A 21,225-nucleotide genomic window follows, 5' to 3' on the forward strand; every position below is an offset into this window, starting at 1 on the left:
CTTACTGCTCTATTTCTCGATAGGAGAGCGCACCAGATTTCCCCACTCGGTCCAGGAACCATCATAGTTGCGTACACGAGGATAGCCCAGCAGCCTGGTCAGCACGAACCAGGTATAGGCGGAGCGCTCACCGATGCGGCAGTAGGTCACGACCTCGGCATCGGGTGTGACATCCTTGCTGCCATAAATCTGGCGTAGCTCCTCAGCTGACTTAAAGGTGCCATCGGCGTTGGCTGCTGTGCCCCAGGGAATGCTCTTCGCACCAGGGATATGTCCACCACGCTGCGCTCCCTCCTGGGGATAGTTGACCATGTGGATAAGTTCGCCCGTGTACTCCTGTGGTGAACGTACATCCACCAGGCGACGTCCAGGATTTTTGAGGCCAGCCAGCACATCTTCGCGATAGGCACGAAGTGTCTCATCGGCAGGCTGCGCATGATAGGTAGAAGGAGTTATCTGCGGCACCGCTTTGGTCTGAGGACGCTTCTCGGCCTCCCACTTTGTGCGGCCACCGTTCATAATCTTCATCTTCGTATGCCCATACATCGAGAAGAGCCAGAATGAATAGCAGGCATACCAGTTGTTCTTGTCACCGTACAGCACAATCGTGGTATCATTGGTAATGCCCCAGCGGCTCATCAAGCGCTCAAATTCCTGCTGATCAACAAAATCGCGCGAGAGTCTATCCTGCACATCCACATGCCAGTCAAGCTTCACCGCCCCTGGAATGTGACCAATCTCGTACAGCAAGACATCTTCATCAGCCTCGATAATGCGAATTGAGTCATCCTCTAGATGCTCAGCAACCCAACTTGTCTCAACCAATACCTCTGGATGCGCGTACCCGGAGGCCGCATTTACAGCCGCACTAGTCTGTTCTGTTCCTGACATATGTCAAACCCTTCCTCAAAATACCTATAAAATCTATAGCAAACGCTTCAAGCTTCCTCTCAGAAACCCTGAGCGCGGAGCGCTAGCCACGAGAGTGGCGCGTGCCCCCAAATGGGGGTTAGTTTCTGCATGAGAATACAATGGTTGCCATAGGATGAAACGTCTCAAAGCATGCCCGATAACGTCCATACATTACCAGGGATAACAAAATGGACACTCGTTATATTCTACTATCCAACTCGGAATTAAACAAGTCGTTATGTGTACCCCGGAAGAGATGCTCAAGGCGTTCGGCCAGAGCGGTGTTCCGTAGTGCCACCCGGTCGTTACGGACTGCCATCTCCAGCGCCTGCGGCTGTCCTATGATGACACAAAATCGCTTGGCACGCGTAATTGCTGTATATAACAAATTTCGCTGGAGCAGCATACGATGCTCACGATAAAGCGGCAAAATCACCACGGGATACTCACTCCCCTGACTCTTATGCACGGTCACCGCGTAGGCCAGCACCACTTCATCCAACTCATGAAAGGCATAGCTGACAAAAAGCGGTCCTGCCTCCTCTACAAACTCAACTTTGACCGTGGAGTTCTCCTTATCGATGGCGCGTATCCAGCCCACGTCGCCATTGAAAACGCCCTTATCATAGTCATTGCGCGTCTGCATGACCTTGTCACCAATACGAAAGACGCGATCTCCCCATTCAACCTGGACATGCGTGTTGAGATTCAGGCTCTCCTGTAGCTTCTCGTTGAGCAAGGTGACGCCCATGGCTCCCTTGTACATGGGAGAGAGCACCTGGATGTCTGTCAGGGAGTGAAAGTTATAGCGCGCAGGCAAACGGCGCTTTACCAGGTCAATCAGCAGGTTCTGACCACGTGCCGGGTCCTCCTCGTGCATAAAAAAGAAGTCACTGTGTGGCTCGACCTTAAGCGAGGGAATCTGCCCATTGTTGATCTGGTGAGCGCCTACAATGATCTTGCTTTGCTGCGCCTGGCGAAAGAGTTCCGTCAGGCGCACCACGGGAATAACCTCGCTTTTGAGCAGGTCGCGCAACACGTTGCCTGGCCCCACGGATGGTAGTTGGTCCGCGTCACCAACAAGCAGGAGATGGGCGTTGCGCGGCAAGGCTTTGAGGAGATGGTAGAACAGCAAGATATCGACCATGGAGAACTCATCGACAATCACAAATTGATGTGGCAGGGGATGGTCTTCGTTGCGCTGATAGCTATTATCATGCGGGGTATATTCCAGCAGGCGATGCAGCGTCTTGGCCTCAAGACTTGTGCCCTGGGTGCCAGTCGCCTCGCTCAGGCGCTTGGCAGCCCGGCCCGTGGGTGCTGCCAGAGCCACATCAACTTTTCGATTGCGGAGCAGCATCAGCAGCGCCCGAATAGAGGTTGATTTGCCAGTACCAGGGCCACCAGTCAGAATGGAAACCTTCTGTGTATAGGCCTGCTGTACCGCCTGGCGTTGCGTGTCCGTTAGAAGCATATTGCGCCGCTGTTTGAGCAACTGGAAGACGTTCTCCCAGAGTTGCTGGGAGACCGGTGGCAGGTGACTGGGCGCCTGCATCTGAAACTTCAACAGGCGCGCAGAGCCATTTTCAGCATACCAGAAGGGAGCGTAATAGACGTGAGCCTGGGAAGCTGATGATTCCTCAAGCAGGCTCTCATGGTTTGTTGAGTGCTTCGCGGCTTGAAGATCCTGGTGAGCGGGTTCAAGAAAGAGATCCTTGTCGTCGCGCGAGGCTTGTAGAGCATGGTCAAGCGTTTCTGGCGCAATACGCAACTCATCGGAGGCCCGCAACAGCAAATCACGCTCGGTCAGGAAACAGTGCCCATCCTCATTGGCGGCCTGGGCCAGCACATATTTCAGGCCCGAGGCGAGGCGCGCGACACTATCAGCAGGTAGCCCTAGTTTCAGGGCGATCTCGTCCGCCGTGCGGAACCCGATGCCATACACATCCTCAGATAATTGATAAGGATTCGCGCGAATTACTTGAATCGCTTCGCGGCCATATTGCTTATACACACGTGTTGCTAGATTGATGGAGACCTCGTGCGACTGCAAAAAGAGGTGTAGTTCCTTGATCTCGCTCTGCTCCAGCCAGGTATGGATAATCTGATTGCGGTCACGCAGGCTCAAACCCTTCACCTCGCCGAGACGCTCTGGCTGCTGCTCAAGGATGGCCAGTGTCTGCTCGCCAAAGTGATCAACAATCAAGCCCGCCTTCTTTGGCCCGATGCCCTTGACCAGGCCCGAACTCAGGTAGCGGAGAATACCCTCAGGCGATGAGGGGAGACGCTGGGTAAAGTTCGTCACACGCAGCTGGCGCCCATAGCGCGGATCGTGCTCCCACTCCCCCTCAAGCGATAACAACTCGCCAACATGTACGCCAGGCAAGACGCCCACAATGGTTGTCAAATCGTCCCGAAATAATTTGTTGCTGTTGAGACGAAAACGCGCGACCATATAGTGGTTATCTTCGTTACGAAAGACGATATTTTCTACAGACCCTTCAAGCGTTGCCATACAAACCTATTCCACATTGCCCGCCGGTTTGCGGTATCTAGAGTAAGCAATCAGTACAAACATCCTTCTCTTTCTACACCCCTATCTTAGCACAGGAGAAGGTACATTTATACACTGCTAACAAAAGCGTCATTTATGCCTATACGCATTGTTGCTATATTTAGCTACGTTGTTGTGAGAAAGGATGACTTAGGATATAATAGCTAATGCATCCCTTACCCACAGCGACACACCTGTCCTTGTATTGCATCACTCTACTTGCCATTACGGCAGATCGCAAGTGAACAATTTGTTATGAGTGGAAAACCCAGCGGAAAAGTGACATATCGTCAACAGTACACGCGGTGTGGAAAAGAACGCTGCCGGAAATGCCGAGAAGGTGCAGGTCACGGCCCCTACTGGTATGCCTACTGGAGTGAAAAAGGGCGTACAGTCAGCCGCTATATCGGCGCGAAACTGCCACCAGAGATCGCATTAGAGCTCGCACATGCAAAGGACGCTCCACTAGAGACCCCTGCTCTTCCATCTTCCTTAGATCTATCCCAGGCAGAACCAGTTCTTCGGGTATATCTGCTTGGGCAGTATCGCATCATGCGTAAACAAGGTGACGCCTGGGAACCAATAGAGAGCCGTACCTGGCATCGTAAACGCGCACGCTCCCTGCTAGGCTATCTGCTGAGCAGCCCAGGTCGTAGAATGCATCGCGAACAGATCAGATATCATCTCTGGCCTGACCTGGAGGCTGAGATTGCCGCGAATCGCCTCAATGGTGCCGTTCATGAGCTACGCCAGATATTGGAGCCTGACCTGGAGCGCCCCGCCACTTCGCGTATGCTCCGCCTCGAACGCGACATTTTAGAGCTTGCCGATAGCTCGCGCATCTGGGTTGATGCCGAGGCCTTTGAGCAGCGCGTCAAGGAGGCCAGCGCAGCCACAGACCAGGAGATAGCTCTGCAACGGCTAGAAGAGGCCGCAAACCTCTATGCAGGGAGCTATTTACTGGAAGAACTCTATTCTGAGTGGGCCACGCCGCGGCGGGATGCTTTACAGCGGACCTGGGTAGGTATGTTGCTACGCCTGGCCCAACTCTATATCGCAGAAGAAAAGCCCATCAATGCCATTGAGGCGCTGGACCGTTTACGCACCGTCGAACCGACCAATGAGATCGCGCTACAACGCCTGATGATCTTGCTTACACATATGGATCGCCGTGGGGAAGCGCTACAAGCCTATATTCAGCATGTTAAATTATTAGAAAATGAATATGAGGGCGAGCCACTCCCTGAGACTACAGAGCTCTATGAGGCCCTTCTCAAGGGGCAAGTTCCTCTCCTTGCTGGGAACACCCCTCCCCCCATGCCTGCGGTACCTGCTTCCTCTACACCAGGCATACCCAGGCCAGAGGCGGCTCCCCAGCAAGAGCCAGCCACCATGGCCCATGTACTCCATACGCTCACAGCTACCTCGACCTTACATTTTGCGCGCCCATCCTTCCAGCTGAGCCGCCACAATCGAAGTCCCTTAATTGGCCGCGGACACGAACAGGAGATACTGCGCAACGTTATGCACGCCATTACAAGCGCAGAACCGCAGTTAGTCTTCGTAGAGGCATCCTCCCTTCCTCTCGCACAGACTCAACCACTACGGCGTGTCCCACATTTCCTCATGCTTCAAGGCGAGGCTGGTATTGGGAAGACCCGCCTGGCAGAGGAGCTAAGCCTGGAAGCCTACACTCAGGGCTGGACCGTCGCCTGGAGCCGCTCCTTTGAACAAGAAATTACGATTCCCTATCGCCCCTGGATCGAGTTGCTCCGCACACTCCTGCAAAGCATTCCAGAGCTTGCTCCCATCTATGCAGATTCCCCCTATCATATACTTGAACCAGCAACCTCAGAGCCTCTCAAACTCTCATTACACCTGGAACAGCTCAGCACACTCCTGCCTGAGCTTTCACAGATTACGCCTCTCACCAATCCCAGTCCGCCACCCTCGGCGATTTCACTTGAACAGGATCGCCTGCACCTGTGGGAATCCACCTTACACCTCCTTGAGAGCTTAAGCCAGGTGGCACCGCTCCTCCTGGTCCTGGATGATCTTCACTGGGCGGACGATAGTAGCCTGGACCTGCTCACATATCTTATTCATCACTTCCGCCAACAGCATATCCTCGTCATCGCTACCTGTCGCGACAAAGAGCTCACCGCCCAGCATAAAATTCGGACGATGAATGCGGACCTCTGCCGGGAACAGGCCCTGGTCAATCTCCCGATCGCCCCACTCTCTAGCGACCAGATCGGAACGCTTGTCTCCTACCTGCCTCGTGACCTGGTGCATACGATTCAACAGCAGGCAGCCGGCAATCCTTTTTTCGCCGAGGAGCTTGCTCGCTTCGTAACTATTCCCATAAGCAAACACGCCCTCTCAGGATCACCAGACGCCCTCCTCAAAGGAGCCTCCTTGCAGCCTACGCTGCAACAGGACATCAGAGGAGAGCTCGCTAGCTCAGCCCTACCAGAGGGCATCTCTGCCGTCCTTGAACGCCGCCTCCATAGGCTAAGCACCAACTGCCGTTCACTGCTTAACAGGGCCGCAGTGCTTGGTGGCTCCTTTGAGCTGAATCTGCTGCTACCAATGGCAAGCGAGCACAGTGAGGACATGATTCTAGATCTCCTCGATGAGGCATTGCAGGCGGGACTGTTGACGGAAGAGGGGAATGGGGCGCATATTACCTATCACTTCTGGCATCCGCTTATCATCAATCATCTCTATGAGCGCCTCTCAGCGGCACGGCGAGCGCAGTTTCATCGGCGCGCGGTTGAAGCGATTAAGAGCGCCAATAGTATGGCCCCCCAGGAGAAGTTGGCGGCCGATATTCTCTACCATCTTATACGTGGTGGCGGCGAGACCAGGCAGATTGGCCATTATGCTGAGTTAGCTGGCCATCACGCCTATGCCCTGGCAGCTTATCCCGAGGCGCAAAACTTTTATCGCCAGGTTCTCTATGCCATTGCCTATATGCCTATTCATGAGGCCGAGACCGAAGACATTGTGCACCAGATAGGCCATATCGCCTCGCACACTCTGGAGAAAGCGGTTGAAGACCCGCTTCGTGTGTGCCGCGTCCTTGAGCGTATCGCCGAGTGCAATCTGGTTTTAGGGAATTATGAGATCGCACGTGCATGCTATCATAGCATGCTCTCGATCCGCACCGACTATAGTTTTATGCAACGTGCCTATCCCTCCCATATGCCACAAGCAGACCAGGCCTACCAGGAAACTCAGATTCGCGCCCTCCTCTGGCGCATGATCGGCTATACCTGGTCATCCTCCGGAAATTATCGCCTGGCCCAGGAGTCCTTTATTCGAGGACGCGTTGTGATGCAAGAAGCAGGCATTATTAGCGGAATAACCTGGGCAAGTCTTCAATCGCAGTACGCGGCCCTGCTACGCTTACTCGGACATTTTGAGGAAGCTCAGCGCTTACTACAAGAAGCTCTGGAGATTCTCTCAGCGGCAATTCCACTGGCGGGGCAGAGGCAGCATGATGGCTACTGGCTGCCCGGTATATATCCCTATTCGCCTTCAACAGCCTCCGAAGCGCCACAGATAGTGCAACCACAGACCCGCATTGAGCGCGCGCTAAGCGGTGATCCAGTCGAGCTGGGTTACGCCTATGAGCGGCTGGGTACCGTCGAAATATGCATGGGAGATACTCAGGAAAGCCTGTGCCACCTGTTTCAATCGCTTGAGATTTTTGAACAGGCCGGACTGGTCTCCCACCAGACTGTCACCTGCAACAATATTGGCGCCGTCTATATGCTCAGGCGTGAGCATAATGAAGCGCGTAAGTACTTGCGACGCGCGGTTGAGCTGGCCGAACGCATTGAAGAGCTGCCCATCGTCGCCCTGGGCCTGGGCAACCTTGGCGAGCTTTCACATCAGAATGGAGATCTGCTGGAGGCCGAGCAGTTGCTGCTCCGCTGTATCGCCACATGCGAGCAAGTTAAGAACGACGATAACCTCAGCTGGTTTACGCTTGAAATGGCAGGCATTCAGATCGATAAAGGGGACCTGGATAGGGCACGTACCTATCTGCTACAAGCGCTGCGTATCAGTCGCGGCATCAAAAGTACACGTAACGCTCGCTATGCGCTCCTCAAGCTAGGCGAACTGCGCCTACATCAGGCCAACGCCTTTCACCCAGGGCAGCCACAACCACCCTCTACGCCACAACAACAACGCCTGCTACGCCAGGTGTCCCAAACACTACAGCGCGCGGTCACCCCCCAGAATCAAGAGGAGATCGAACGTGAAATGCTTCTGGAGGGTAACTTTCTCCTGGCAAAGCTGCACTTCGTGCGTGGCGATTGGGGCACAGCCACCCGGCTAGCACACTCAATACTAGAACAGGCCCAGGATAATCAGATCCAGACCGCTCTTGAGCGTGCCTATTGCCTGCTTGGACAGATCGAGAGTACACGCCAGAATTATGCCCAGAGTGATCACTACTTTGCACAGGCGCTACAACTCTGTCAGGAGCATCAACTACGCCTGGACTATGCCCGAACCCTGGCCAGCCACGGCTTCTCACTGCTCCAACGCTCCCCTCAGCCAGGCCTGACCCAGAGCACAACAGAGCAGGCATTGGCCGCTCTTCACCAGGCCCGAGACCTCTTTGCCAGCAGCCATGCCACGCGTGACCTTTTCACAATCGAGCAACTACTAACGTCTCTAGAATATACGCACTTATAACGCCCCAGCCAGCCTTTCGACTACCCACCCTGGGCAAATGCTTCCATGTCATGGACCCCGGCATGCATGCCGGGGCTTGCAGGCATCCTCACCGGTGTCTGTAGGCCCGAACATGACCAGACCCAGCCACCAACCTTGATGCGTGCATCAACGTTGATGGGGCTCCGTTCTCAGGGAGTGTCAAAGATCGTACCTGCGCGTGCGAGGCCAGCGTGCAGCTCTACAACCGGCGGGTTAAACAGGGCGTGGGTATACCCAGTGCTCGTCGGATGTGCCGCCTGAGAACATCGTCGAGGCCACCATTACCAACAAGGGGCTTGCCCCGCGTTGAGGCTCGGGAACGAGCAAAAGGAGTCCATCGTATGTCCTACGTTTTCGTTGTCGATACCGACCGGCACCCTTTGAACCCAGTGCATCCAGGTCGCGCACGCATCTTGCTTTCATCGGGCAAAGCTGCCGTGCTCAAACGCTATCCCTTCACGATTGTGCTCAAGACCAGCGTAGAGCAGCCATTATTGACCCCGCTCAGGCTCAAGCTTGATCCAGGGAGCAACACCACTGGCATCGCCCTGGTCAATGACCAGTCCGGTCAGGTGGTTTTTGCCGCCGACCTCTCTCATCGCGGACATGCGATCAAGGGTGCTCTGCAATCGCGCCGAGGGGTGCGCCGCTCACGCAGGAACCGCCAGACCAGATACAGAAAACCACGTTTCAGCAATCGGCGCAGACCACGGGGCTGGCTCCCGCCCTCGTTACAGAGTCGGATCAGCAATATCAAGAGCCTCGTACACCGCCTCCAAAAGCTGTGCCCGGTCAGCGCGATCAGCATGGAACTGGTCAAATTCGATCTCCAGCAGATGGAAAACCCTGAGATGTGCGGGGCAGAGTATCAGCAGGGAACGCTGGCAGGATACGAGCTCAGAGAATACCTGCTCGACAAGTGGCACCGCACGTGTGCCTACTGCGGCAGGTCCGATGTGCCGCTGCAGATAGAACACATCCAGCCAAAGGCGAAGGGAGGCACCGAGAGAGCCTCAAATCTCACGCTGTCCTGCGGGCCATGTAATCAGAAAAAGGGCACGCAGGATATTGCAGTGTTTCTCAAGAAAAAGCCGGAACTGCTTGCCAGAATAGTGGCTCAGGCGAAGGCACCGCTCAAAGATGCGACTGCCGTCAATGCAACGCGATGGGCGCTCTTTGAGCGATTGAAACCGTTCGGCCTGCCGATAGAGTGTGGCAGCGGTGGGCTCACGAAGTTCAATAGAACGAAGAGAGGGCTGGCGAAAATACACTGGCTTGATGCAGCCTGCGTGGGCAGATCGACACCTGAGACCATTCATGCAGAAGGGATCGTGCCGCTGTGTATCAAGGCCAGCGGGCACGGCAACCGGCAAATGTGCGGGACAGACAAACATGGGTTCCCGATTCGCCACCGCCAACGACAGAAGGTGCATCATGGCTATCAAACCGGCGACTTAGTCCGGGCAGTGGTGCCAGAGCCACTGAAGACGGCAGGCACCCATGTTGGGCGCGTGCAGGCTCGGGCAACGGGATCCTTCGACATCACGACGAAGCCAGGTACCCGTGTAGCCGGTGTGGGATACCAGTACTGTCGGCCCATTCAGAGATGCGATGGATACAGTTACACCAAAGGAGCACCCTATGCAGGAGCATAACTAGCCCCACCACCCAACCAGCCTGAAAGGAAGACCACATTCTGTGATATAACGATAGCGTGCATTAACATATGCACCTCTCGCCCAGTGACTATTTCATAAAAAGGATTTTTATACCCAATGCAACAAGAAACTGAACTCCAGCAGCAAGCTCGTATACGACATGAAGTCGAAGAAAATCTTGTTCAACTCTTCGCGCCCGAGGACGAGGCGCTGCGCACAACCATCACCGCAGCCAAGGAGGCAGGACTACCAGCCATTCACATTAATCCGCTCCAAGGCAAGCTCCTCCAGGTTTTAGCAGCAGCCTGCAACGCTCAGAAAATTCTGGAAATAGGTTCCCTGGCTGGCTACAGCGGCATCTGGCTGGCGCGAGCACTTCCTCCAACTGGTCGCCTGATTACATTGGAAGTCAGTCCCGCGCATGCTAAGGTGGTCCAGCGTTCGTTTGAACAGGCAGGGGTCGCCGACCGAGCCGAGGTACGTGTTGGCAGCGCCCATGAATCGCTGCCCCAGCTGGTAGATGAGGCCCCTTTTGACCTGGTCTTCATCGATGCAGACAAGCCCTCCTATCCACACTATCTGGACTGGGCCATTCGCCTCAGTCGCCCTGGAAGCATCATCGTTGCCGATAACTGCATACGCGCGGGACAAGCCCTCAGCGAAAGTGCGCTTGACGACCAGGGGGTGGCTGGTCTTTACCAGTATAATCTTCAAACGCTCAAGCATCCACGCCTGCGCGCTATCGCGCTTGCCATGGATGAGGACTACACGGATGGGCTCAATATCGCCGTTGTGCTGCCTGAGGCATAAGAGGAGATATATACCAGGTATTGAAAAAGGGTGCGAAAGTGCCTTAAAATTATTATGTGTCCTTAGTTGCACCGTTTGCCAAGCAGGTGGGTGTCAGCATGAAAACGTTGCAGCGCTGGGGCCGGGAAGGCAGGCTCAAAGCCAAACGAACGCTTTCTGGGCGTCGCTAGTATCATGAGGCCGATCTGGCCACGGCGCTCAACCTTCCTCAGCGGCCAGCGCTCGCCGAACGAGAGCCTCTTGCCGGGTGTCGAGTCCTGCTCAACGACCGGACTTGCAGAACCAACGGGCAGCGCTCTCGAGCGATGCGGTCTCCAAGCAGCTGGTGGTGAACGACTGGATGATGGAGATCGGTGGGGGTCTCGATGTTGAGCGCAAACGGTTTCTGGCTCTGGTGGATGCCATTGTGGCAGGAGAAGTGGAGCGTGCGCTCATTGCTCACCAGGATTGGCTGGCGCGCTTTGCTCTGCTCAAGCATCTGTGCGAGACCCACCACACGGAATTGGTCGTGATGAACACGGAGACGCTCTCTCCAGAGCAAGAGCTTGTCCAGGATGTGATGAGCATTCTCCACTGTTTTTCGTCGAGATTGTCTGGCCTGCGGCATTCCCGCAAAGCGGGAGAAAAGGCGCTGAAGGATGAAAACCGCGCACAAGATCCGGATGAATCCCACCCCCGAACAGGTGGAGTACCTCAAACGAGCCTGTGGCACGAGGCGATTCATCTACAACTGGGGACGGGAGCAGTGGGAAAAGCAGTACCAAGCGTATAAAACTGAGCAGGAAACCGTTCCCGAAGAGCTGCGCGTGCTCAAACCGCCACATGCCCTCGCACTCAAGAAGCAATTCAACCAGATCCGGGAGCAAGAATATCCGTGGACCTATCAGGTAACGAAGTGTGTGGTAGAAGGTGCGTTCGATGACCTCAAAAATGCCTACGACAACTTCTTCGCGGGCAGATCGAACTACCCCCAGTACAAGAAAAAGGGGAAGTCGCACGAGTCGTTCTACCTCTCCAACGATAAATTCACGGTTGGCAGTCACTGGATCTCCATTCCTGGCTTAGGGCGCTTCATCCTCAATCAACGCCAAACGAAGAAGGACCGAGGCAAGCTGCTGCGCAAACTAGGAACGGTCAACCTGGCAGAAAAGCTGCGCTTCGTCGAAAAGGGGAAGGCCAACACTCCCACTAAGCAGCGCAACAAGCGCAAGCACGTCGTGTGCGAACGCGTCAAGATCCTGGGGGCGACGGTCTGCTGTGAAGCAGGCCATTGGTACGTCTCCATTCAAGTAGATATCACACGGGAACGCCCCAAAACGCCCGAACCAGTGGTGGGAGTGGATGTGGGCGTAAAGCAAGCTGCTGTGGTGAGCGATGGACGACGGCTTGAGAACCAAAGGCCGTTCGCGCTCCATCTCAAGAAACTCGGCAAGCTGCAGCGCAAGCTCAGTAAGAAACAGAAGACGAAAGACCCTCAAAGCAAGCGAAACCTGTTCAGCAAGAATTATGAGAAGCAACGGCTCAAGGTCGCGCGCAAGCATCAGCAGATCGCCAACATCCGGCGGGATGTCCAGCACAAGTTCACGACCGAGTTGGCGTGCACCTGTGGAGCCATCGGCATCGAAGACCTCAACATCCTGGGGATGATGGCCAACCGGAAGCTCGCCAGAGCCGTTGCCGATGCAGCGATGGGGCAACTGTTGCAATTCTTGAAGACCAAGGTCGCCAACGCCGGGGGCAATCTCTTCATCGCCTCGCGCTGGTTTGCTTCCACCAAACGCTGTTCGTGCTGCGGGCATGTCAAGAAACGCATGCCGCTCAAACACCGCACCTATCAGTGCCAGATCTGTGGACTGGTGATCGACCGGGATCTCAATGCCGCGTTGAACCTGGCCTGGTTCGCAATGGAAATGCTTCGCCAACGAGCAGAGCCTCACGTTGGCCGTCCTGGGTAGTGGCTACGACCGTGACGTTAAATGCCTGTGGAGCCGGTGTGAGACCGAAACGAGAGGGCTGATCCAAAGGTTCTCGTGCGATGGCTGTCGGCGCAGAAACAGGAACAACTAACCGCTCGGAAGTGTTTACACATGTTCGAGTATGAGAAAGGTAGCAGGTTTGCATGAGTATCGCCAGCGATTTTCATAACCATATTGTATGTAGCTCAGCTCAACAGATGGTTGAGGCAGCCAGAAACAAAGACATACGCGTTCTGGGACTCTCAGAGCACGTCTTCCAGATGCGCGAAGCCCATCCCCATCTGCTGCATATGCCTCTGGAAGGGCCGATACTCGCCTATGCAGACTATGTAGAGGAGGTCCAGGCTGCCGGGAAAAACAGGGATGTCGAGGTGCGCCTGGGCCTGGAAATCGACTTTATACCCGAGCAGAACGAGGTTATCCAGAGCACCCTTCAGGGCCTGCCCTGGGATTTTCTCATCGGTTCAGTCCATGAAGTCGATGGAGTCCTCTTTGAGAGCCTTCACGACCTCAAACGTGCCGAGGGAGAGCGCCTCTGGTCCAGGTACTATACCTTGCTGCGTGCCGCTGTCAGAAGTGGCTATTTCAGTGTCGTCAGCCATCCCGTGCGTATGCGCTCCACCAATCCCTATCTGCCCGCTAACCTGGACGAAGAGCTGGAGCAATTGGCCGCTGACGCAGCAGAGTATGATGTCGCACTTGAGATCAATGGCTATGACACCTTGACCTACATCAATCTTGTCCGCCGCCTGGCGCGGGCCTGCGCGAAACATCATACCGCCATCAGCGTTGGCTCTGACGCGCACAATCCCACGCAGGTCACGCAGGCCCATCACTATATAGAGCCGCTCTTACGCGAAGCTGGGATCACCTCCATCCGTACCTGGCGCCAGCGCGTTCCAGAAGAGATGGCATTCTAAGAGGCAGAATGCAACCTCAACCTCATGGCTGCATTTTACTCCAGCCCAGCCAGGTGGAAGACACTGTGGAGGTGTTGGCCTGTTGCGACCACGGGAATACTTCCTGAGCCCCACCAGTGGTAAGATCACTTAGCCAGTAACGCTGTGCGTTACTGGCATACTGGCCGCCGGTGAGAAGATAATGCGCATAGGGGGAGAGAAGCACATTTTCGAATGGAATAGCATTGGCCCCTGGAGCGATATCCTGGATACGCGCCTTCACCTGCTGGGTGACAACGTCAATTTTGACCAGTTGCCATTGCCCCTGAATATTGCGTATGGTCATAGGAGCATTATCCTGGTCGAATCCCACCAGCCCCTGGTCCTGTGAGAAGAGATAGCTGCTTCCACCATCAATTCCCACGGCATATATGCCAACCCGGCCAGCAGAGGCCGACGTGTAGTAAATAGCCTGACCGTCTGGTCGGAGCCAGAATTGTGGCCGCTCCGCAGTGGATTGCACTACCACCTGTTGCGCGCCGCTCACCAGGTCAATGCGCTTGAGTTGCGTTCTCCCTCCCTGCACCAGGGAGAAGTACAGATTATCTTGATAATAGAAAAGCAAACGTGTAGCACTAATGCTATAAGGCAGGTGTTCGACTTTGTTGTGAGCAATATCGACACGCATGAGAGTGTGAGGCGTCATAGCGAAAAGGTAGCGATCATTCGTCGACCAGACCGCGTTATACTCACCACCACTACTGCGCTGCCCTCCTTCAAGCCGATAGGCCTGGCCCGTCAAGAGGCGATAGACAGTGTATTGCCCATCGTAACAATGATAAAGCATATTCTTGCCGCTATGCGCGATTGCGTCTGCCTGAGCATTATCACAACTTGTGCTCGTTATTACACGCTGTTTGCCACTGAGCGGGTCGAAGACCGCAATCTGCTGCTTCCCACTCTGTGCTACAAGTGCGACAGCCGAAGACCAGTCGCTGGAGAAGCTCAAGTTGGGTGCGGGAGCGGGTGGCAATACCACACCGCTGTCTGCGGTTTGAGTAGCGGATAAGGTATTGGATGTGCTCTGGAGCGTTCCCGTACGCAGCCAGGCCAGGCGGCTAAAGAGACCAAAGGAAAGAATGATCACGGCGGCAACCGCAACCAGGGCTAATGCCTTGTTGAAAGATCGACGCCTGGAAGGAGCAGGAAAGGGGAGATCAGAGATAGTTGTCTGTGCAGACTTCGCTGGCAATAAATGAGGAGGCTGAGCTATGGGAGCGCCCTTCGCCTGCTGTCGTGACTCGGCACGCACGGCCTGGAAAATATTGCCAACCGTTGAGGGAACTTCTTGCTCCGCGCGCGCTAAATATTCGCGCAACATGCCTCGCCTAAGCTCACGCGTACGCCGGGCCTGCTTAAGGGTTTCGCGACAGGAGGCACAATGAGGAAGATGCGCGCGAAGATGCTGCAGAAGCTGCGCATCTACATCGCCATCATGTACCAATTCAAATTCAGAGATCCATTCTCCATCCAAAACATCCGCCAGGCGCTCGCAGTCCTTACTCCAGGGGCAAGGCACCTGACTCCCATCCACAACACTGGGCCTACCGTCCTTCATGATTTCCTTCCTGATCGAGACCAGCATACAGGCGTTGAAAAGCATGGCGCGCACGCGAAAGGCGACTGCGCACCGCTGCCAATGTATCTTGCATCATATCCGCTATCTCACTGTAGGAGAAGCCCTCAGCATCAAGCAGCAGGTAGAGCGCGGAATTGGATGGCAAACGCGCCAGGACGCGCCTGACCATATCCATTTCCACAACATTGTCCTCAAAACGAGGAGCCATGAGAGCCGCATCTTCAAGATTCCCCTCACCAGATTCTTCATCATAATCTACAGACGAAGCAAGCGAGACTACCGTTACATGCTTCTTACGCCGCCATTCACTCCGCAATTGATTGAGCGCAATGCGATACAACCAGGGAGCAAAGCGTAAATCGGCCCCACTCATACGTGGTAAAGCACGGTAAACCGCTAAAAACGTCTCCTGACAGAGATCCTGGGTTAATTGCTCATCGTGAGTCATGCCATAGAGCATCCGCCGAATCTTAGGCTCATAGTACATTACCAGAGCCTCAAAGGCTGGAATAGACCCCTGGCACGCCTCCTCGACAAGTTGAGGCTCATTGAATACCGCGTTCATCGTCCCTCGCGCATCAGCGATGATGCTGTGCTCTAGGCCTCTACCTTCTACAATGCAAGTTGCCATATGTTTGTTTCGAATCAAGAATTATATTGACGCTTATTCATATATTGAGACCAACACCAAATTGCCCCTTCCCCACATCATTTAGTCCAGGGTCAAGTACCCTGTGAGTTATTATTCCTGATTTTTCACATTTTTACAGTGAGCTACTTCACAATTTCGCGCCAATGGGCTCATTAGTTCAGCTTGCCACAGGAAAAGAGGGGGAGGTGTGATTGGCAAGCGTCCGCTTGCCAATCACACCTCCCCTCTTTTCCTGCTTATTCGTTCTCCAATCGGTCGCGCGCATACTGAGCAGCCTTCACATAGATGCGTTCAAACCAGTTGGTGAGATTCTCGCCCACGACGGTATAGGGAGCATCTCCCAGCTCGCGCAACATGGGGCTGGGATCTGGCGATTGAGCTGGACGGGGCGCGAAATCTTCAAGCTCCTCTCCCTCTTGCCAGAATGTATCGAGGCGTTCTTCTAGCGGCTGAAGTGGTGTGGCTTGCGCAACCAGGAGAAAATCCTCAGCCTGAGAGAGTTCTTCCACCTGGCTGCGGCGCTGCTGTAACGCCCCCCCGACCGCTTCCTTGCTACGCCCGCGCAGGGTAAACAACATGAAGGGATCGCTATCAAACCGCTCTGCCAGTAAATAGTAGACCGCCGCGATATGCTTGCAGGGATTGGCCGGGTCTGGACAGGAACAGCTCGTGCTCAGATCATCGCTTACTTCGGGGAAGAGCGAGATCCGCTCACGTACAAAAAGCGCCTCGATCTCCTGGGGCATCTCTCCTGAGAGCAGGCGCGCTGCCAGCAAGGCGTCTTGCGCCATGATGTCGAGAATATGCTCCCAATCCTGGTCACTGAGGGGAGAAAGATAAATCGCCACTTTATAGGGGCGGGGAGAACTTCCCTGCACGCTTGCCGTCACACAGCCCGCCTTGACTTCGAGCGCGAGCACCTGGCCCGAGCGGGCATAGCTGCGCCCACGAGCCAGGCGTGACCCTATTCCCAGGGCCTCTAGCGTCTCAAGCCAGCGTTTTGACCACCAGTGGGTCCCGATCTGCCCACGCTTGCTCTTCGCCTTAATGCCCTGCTCACTGCGTATAGGGGTAGTAGCACGCCATCCATAGCCAGAGTATCCTTCATCGTCGTCATCATAGCGGTATGGCCTACTGCCATAAGATGATCTGCGCCTGGGCATGTTCTTACTTTGCCTTTCTAAATGTTTTGAGAGGTCTCCACATCTTCGATTGCGATGAAAACATCCGCAGACCACAAGGCATTCTCAACCAGAGCTTCATCTTGCACTGGGACCATCGCCCACCCTACCAACGAGCGCTTCTCGTTTGTACGCGGGCGTAAAGGCTCTTTTGGCTTTTTCATCTTTTCCCTCATGGCAAGTATACACGCATTTCATATCTCAATGAAAGTAGGACAAATTCACTCCTAGTGGAAAAGCTCGTGCCATTTTTGGAGACGTAGCGTAGGCTCAAGAAATCTGCTGCGTAATATGAAAAACCAGACATGACAACATGTCGTTATTAAGTCATTCTTCTTTGCCATCACGGCGAATCGTGTGGACAGGCTACGCTGCGTGTGCCTGGGCACTACTGTTTGTCTTAGAACACGTTTACTGGGCCTTTGAAGGCACCTGGCTTCTGGCTTCTGGGTCAACACAGGAACTCCAACGCCAGTTTGCCGAAAATCCCGCGTCATATATCAGTTGCTCTTCGGCCCCGGCCTCTAAGCGCAGCAGGTGAGGTGAGCGACTTTTGCCAGGAATGCCTCAATGTTGAAGGGCTTGGCCAGGAAATCATCCGCTCCCGCTTGTCGTACTGTTTGCTCAGCGCTAGGATGCGCTGAGAACATCAGGACAGGAATCTTTCGAGTCTCCTGTTGGCTCTTCAGCCATCGCACAATATCGCGCCCATCTTTGCCTGAAAGCAAGACATCCAGGACAATAAGGTGGGGAAATTCGCTGTTGTGCAGTTGCATAAGGAAGTCCCCTTCGTCTGTCGTCACCACCTCATAGCCCTCCTCTTCCAGGATGATGTGGAGGAACTCGAGAATATCCGGGTCATCATCCACGATGAGAATACGTTGCGTTGTGTGTGGCATCGTTCACTTCCTACTCTTCTCTCTCTGTTGAGTCTGCTGGCCCCGTATGCTCTTTTGGCTCCATCTGTGGCAACGCGACAAAAAAGGCGCTCCCAGCCCCTTTGCGGCTCTCTACCCATATGCGACCCTGATGGCGCGAGACGATCTCCCGAGCCAGGTAGAGGCCAATACCCAGCCCTGGATACGTTTTCTCTTCAGGGCCTACCTGATAGAATCGCTCAAAGATGCGATCATGATGGCTCTGGTCAATACCAATGCCAAAATCCTGGACGCTTATGATGACCTGCTTCCCCTCGTGGAAACGATGGATGATGATGTGCTCAGCCCCTGGAGAATACTTGATGGCGTTGGTCAGCAGATTGATGAACACTTGCCCCAGACGATCTGGATCACCTATCACCTGTGCTCCTGTGTGTCCCTTGATACGTAGCTGATGGCTCGTGGTGGTCGCCTGCACATTGTCCACGATCTCGTTGAGCAGTTCATCCAGCTCAAAAGCTTCGATGCGCAATGCAAGCTTGCCAGCCTGCATCCTCGAGATATCGAGCAAGTCGCTGATAAGCCTGGTAAGCTTATCGAGCTGGGCATCCATGCGTGCCAGGTAGGAGAGGCCTTGCTCGTCTCCCTGTTTTGTCAGGCGGCGCTGCAGGACGTGGGTAAATCCTTTCAAGCTGGTGATCGGCGTTTTGAGTTCATGGCTTGTCATACTAATAAACTCGTCTTTGCGATGCTCAACCCGCATTCGCTCGGTAATATCATGCCAAATGGAAATGACCATGGCCACAGCACCACTCTGTGTGCGTACTGGACGGGAGATGATCTGCACCCAACGTTCAGTTCCTTGAACCCTGAGTGTGGCCTGCGCTTCCTGTGCTCCGGCCAGAACTCGGCGGTGAGGAAGCGCCTCGGGAGATAATGTATGTCCTTGCTCATCAATGAGTGGGGAGGTGGTGAGCAGGATCTTGTCTGGCTGGTCCAGCAGCTCGTGGACCGAGGCCGCCCCACTCATCTGGGCCGCGACCTCGTTGGCATAGAGGACGCGATTATCGGGCATGTAGACAATAATGCCGTCCGCTACGCCCTGCAGAATAATGTCAAATTGGTCGCGGCTCTGTTGGACTTCTCGATAGAGCCGTGCATTCTCCAGGGCTAAACCGATGCGCCGTCCCACTTCTTCCGCCAGAGCGAGGTCAAGCGCGTTGTAGTGTCTACCGGATGTGGTGGTTATCAAGGAGAACACCCCCGTGATCTTCCCTCGTGCGACCAGGGGAACCAGCATCGCGGAGGTAGGACCAATCTGCCGTGCCAGCGCCAACTCCTCCTCGTTCCTCCTCGCTTCTACCAGCAGGTCATCGGTGATCTCGGGGTAAAGTTCTGCGTGTCCGCTGCGCAGCACCTGAGCTACCCCTCGTGGCGCATCAGGATCGATGGGGAAGCGCTCGCGTAGGGTGCGCACCCAGCGCACCTGCTCGGGATCGATAGACGCGAACTCGGCCAGTTCTAGGTGTCCCGCCGCATTCACCAGCTCAATGGTACACCAATCTGCCAGGCGCGGGACCGCCAGGTGTGCCACCGCAGTCAGCGTTTCCTGGTAGTCAAGAGTGGAGGCCAATACCTGACTGAGCTGGGCAAGTATCTGCTCCTGGGCCTCGACGCGCTTGCGTTCAGTGATGTCATGGGCAATGTCAGAGGCTCCGATGAGCAGACCCGCATGGTCATAAATAGGAGAAACAACGACGGAGACCGACACACGCGTGCCATCTTTGCATTGCCTGACCGTTTCATAGAGCTCGACCCGTTCTCCCTGGCGAATACGCTCCATGATCGTAATAAATTCATCCTGACGATCAACCGGGAAAATAAGGGTGATTGATTGGCCCACCACCTCCTGAGCGCTATAGCCATAGAGGTGCTGCGCCGCTCGATTCCAACTGGTGATAATGCCCTCACTCGTTTTCCCAATGATGGGCGTATCGGCTGATTCCACCAGAGCAGCAAGATGGAGGCGAGCGCGTTCTGCCTGGCGGCGTTCGCTAACATCACGGGCAATTTTTGTCGCCCCAACAATGGTACCGTTCCGATCTTTGACGGGGGAAATACTCAAAGAAACTTCGATCCTGGTGCCATCTTTGCGCTGCCGAACGGTTTCAAAATGCTCAATGCGCTTGCCCTGACGCAATGTCGCAAGGATTTCCTTTTCTTCAGCGTGCAATTCCTCGGGAATGATGAGCAGAACCGATTGTCCAATCGCTTCCTGGGCCGTGTAGCCAAAGAGTGATACGGCTGCTGGGTTCCAGCTGGTAATGATACCTTCAAGTGTTTTACTAACGATGGCATCATTGGAAGAAGCAATGATGGCCTCGTAGATACCTAGTTCTTCCAGGGGTTGATGCAAATGCATAAGTATGGCTCTCCTGAGCTAGCTACTCCTACGGTCTCTGGCGAGTAGTAGATGGTGTATGGAAGACGGACGATCTTTGGAATGATGAGGCAAGATGGGCGTCCGAGGATGTGTTTGCATCACATATAGTACCCAGTATAGCACAGGAAATGATCTGGCCAAAGAACGAGATCTGCTAGCTGCTCAGGACAATGTGATGTTCTCCAAAGGGAGAAGGAAAAGGTGAAGGGCGCAGCTGGGACGAGCATCAAAAGTGTGCATCTGACGAGCCACATTGGGAACGTCCAACAGATCAAGCAAACCAAGTAGAAAATTGCTGGCCTATCAGGCCCTATGCTACGTAAACTGCTAACCCTTTAGGTTATTTACCGCCTCGATAATGAGAATTGTTTTAACAAGTCCTGGGTCCTCCTGGGAAGATGGGGTATCGGGTGCTTGCATTGACTCGTGGTCCTTTCTATCGCGATCGCCGGGAAGGGGCGTACTTCTTTCACGAATGGAACAGATTATTCGTTTCAGAGTAGGCCCAGGATAGATATTGTTGGCGAAAAGGAAAATCCTACTCTATTTTTTAGAACGCAGATTGAATTTAATACATTTGAGTTTTTTGAAAAGAGAATGCAACTGTTTCCCACTTTTTTTGGAAACAGAGATCAACCGTGGGCAAGACGCCACGCATTCGGGCTTCTTGACAGATGAGAACGTTTGTCCTATACTTAAGAAAATATTTAGGTAAGAGAAAGAGCAGAACCGCATGATTCGCGCCCATAAGATCAGACTGAATCCCACACCTGAGCAGACCAACTACCTTGCTCGTGCCGCCGGGGTTGCTCGCTTTGTCTGGAACTGGGCGTTGGCTGAGTGGAACCGCCAATATGAGGCCGGGGAGAAACCCACTGCCTTCACCAAA

General features: G+C 54.4%; 14 protein-coding genes and 1 pseudogene. 8 read left to right on the forward strand and 7 right to left on the reverse strand.

Annotation, left to right across the window (positions count from 1 at the left end; genetic code table 11):
* Positions 1-9: 9 nt before the first annotated feature.
* Positions 10-891, reverse strand: a complete 882-nt coding sequence (locus KTE_RS04255) for a sulfurtransferase (RefSeq protein WP_201378873.1) — start codon at positions 889-891, stop codon at positions 10-12.
* 220 nt (positions 892-1,111) lie between these two features.
* Positions 1,112-3,427 carry an ATP-dependent RecD-like DNA helicase gene (locus KTE_RS04260; RefSeq protein ID WP_201378875.1) on the reverse strand — a complete coding sequence of 772 codons (2,316 nt, stop codon included), beginning with the start codon at positions 3,425-3,427 and terminating at the stop codon, positions 1,112-1,114.
* Between the two features lie 294 nt (positions 3,428-3,721).
* Between KTE_RS04260 and KTE_RS04265 the strand changes: the two genes are divergently transcribed.
* The 7 genes from KTE_RS04265 to KTE_RS04290 all read left to right on the forward strand — a co-directional run bounded on the left by KTE_RS04265 (position 3,722) and on the right by KTE_RS04290 (position 13,564).
* Positions 3,722-8,179: a DUF6788 family protein gene (locus tag KTE_RS04265; protein WP_201378877.1), complete on the forward strand. Its 4,458-nt coding sequence runs from the start codon at positions 3,722-3,724 to the stop codon at positions 8,177-8,179.
* A gap of 362 nt (positions 8,180-8,541) precedes the next feature.
* Positions 8,542-9,855, forward strand: a complete 1,314-nt coding sequence (gene iscB / locus KTE_RS04270; RefSeq protein ID WP_201378879.1) for an RNA-guided endonuclease IscB — start codon at positions 8,542-8,544, stop codon at positions 9,853-9,855.
* Positions 9,856-9,975: 120 nt separating this feature from the next.
* The gene (locus tag KTE_RS04275; RefSeq protein ID WP_201378881.1) at positions 9,976-10,668 is read left to right on the forward strand and encodes an O-methyltransferase; all 693 of its coding nucleotides are present in this window, start codon (positions 9,976-9,978) and stop codon (positions 10,666-10,668) included.
* Positions 10,669-10,766: 98 nt separating this feature from the next.
* Entirely contained in the window at positions 10,767-10,838 is a 72-nt protein-coding gene (locus tag KTE_RS49445) for a hypothetical protein (RefSeq protein ID WP_374226797.1), read from the forward strand.
* 77 nt (positions 10,839-10,915) lie between these two features.
* Complete coding sequence (locus tag KTE_RS04280; protein WP_236600281.1) at positions 10,916-11,440, forward strand: recombinase family protein; 525 nt, start codon at positions 10,916-10,918, stop codon at positions 11,438-11,440.
* Positions 11,331-12,623: a transposase gene (locus KTE_RS04285; RefSeq protein ID WP_236600640.1), complete on the forward strand. Its 1,293-nt coding sequence runs from the start codon at positions 11,331-11,333 to the stop codon at positions 12,621-12,623. Before KTE_RS04280 ends, KTE_RS04285 begins: the two co-directional genes overlap by 110 nt.
* Before the next feature lie 164 nt (positions 12,624-12,787).
* Positions 12,788-13,564: a PHP domain-containing protein gene (locus KTE_RS04290; protein WP_201378885.1), complete on the forward strand. Its 777-nt coding sequence runs from the start codon at positions 12,788-12,790 to the stop codon at positions 13,562-13,564.
* Positions 13,565-13,586: 22 nt separating this feature from the next.
* Here KTE_RS04290 and KTE_RS04295 read toward each other — a convergent pair whose 3' ends face one another.
* The 5 genes from KTE_RS04295 to KTE_RS04315 all read right to left on the reverse strand — a co-directional run bounded on the left by KTE_RS04295 (position 13,587) and on the right by KTE_RS04315 (position 20,315).
* Positions 13,587-15,161: a hypothetical protein gene (locus KTE_RS04295; RefSeq protein WP_201378887.1), complete on the reverse strand. Its 1,575-nt coding sequence runs from the start codon at positions 15,159-15,161 to the stop codon at positions 13,587-13,589.
* A complete protein-coding gene (locus KTE_RS04300) occupies positions 15,148-15,747 on the reverse strand; it encodes an RNA polymerase sigma factor (protein ID WP_201378889.1) in 600 nt (199 codons plus the stop codon). Before KTE_RS04300 ends, KTE_RS04295 begins: the two co-directional genes overlap by 14 nt.
* A 323-nt stretch (positions 15,748-16,070) precedes the next feature.
* Positions 16,071-16,997 (reverse strand): SWIM zinc finger family protein, encoded by a 927-nt coding sequence (locus KTE_RS04305; RefSeq protein WP_201378891.1) that lies wholly within the window; start codon positions 16,995-16,997, stop codon positions 16,071-16,073.
* A 542-nt stretch (positions 16,998-17,539) separates the two neighbouring features.
* Positions 17,540-17,914, reverse strand: a complete 375-nt coding sequence (locus KTE_RS04310) for a PleD family two-component system response regulator (protein WP_201378893.1) — start codon at positions 17,912-17,914, stop codon at positions 17,540-17,542.
* Positions 17,915-17,924: 10 nt separating this feature from the next.
* The gene (locus KTE_RS04315) at positions 17,925-20,315 is read right to left on the reverse strand and encodes a PAS domain S-box protein (RefSeq protein ID WP_201378895.1); all 2,391 of its coding nucleotides are present in this window, start codon (positions 20,313-20,315) and stop codon (positions 17,925-17,927) included.
* Positions 20,316-21,069: 754 nt separating this feature from the next.
* Here KTE_RS04315 and KTE_RS04320 point away from each other — a divergent pair.
* Positions 21,070-21,219 (forward strand): annotated as a pseudogene (locus KTE_RS04320) (helix-turn-helix domain-containing protein); the annotation flags it as partial.
* Positions 21,220-21,225 lie beyond the last annotated feature (6 nt).

The organism is Ktedonobacter sp. SOSP1-85, from assembly GCF_016587415.1.
Classification (GTDB): domain Bacteria; phylum Chloroflexota; class Ktedonobacteria; order Ktedonobacterales; family Ktedonobacteraceae; genus Ktedonobacter.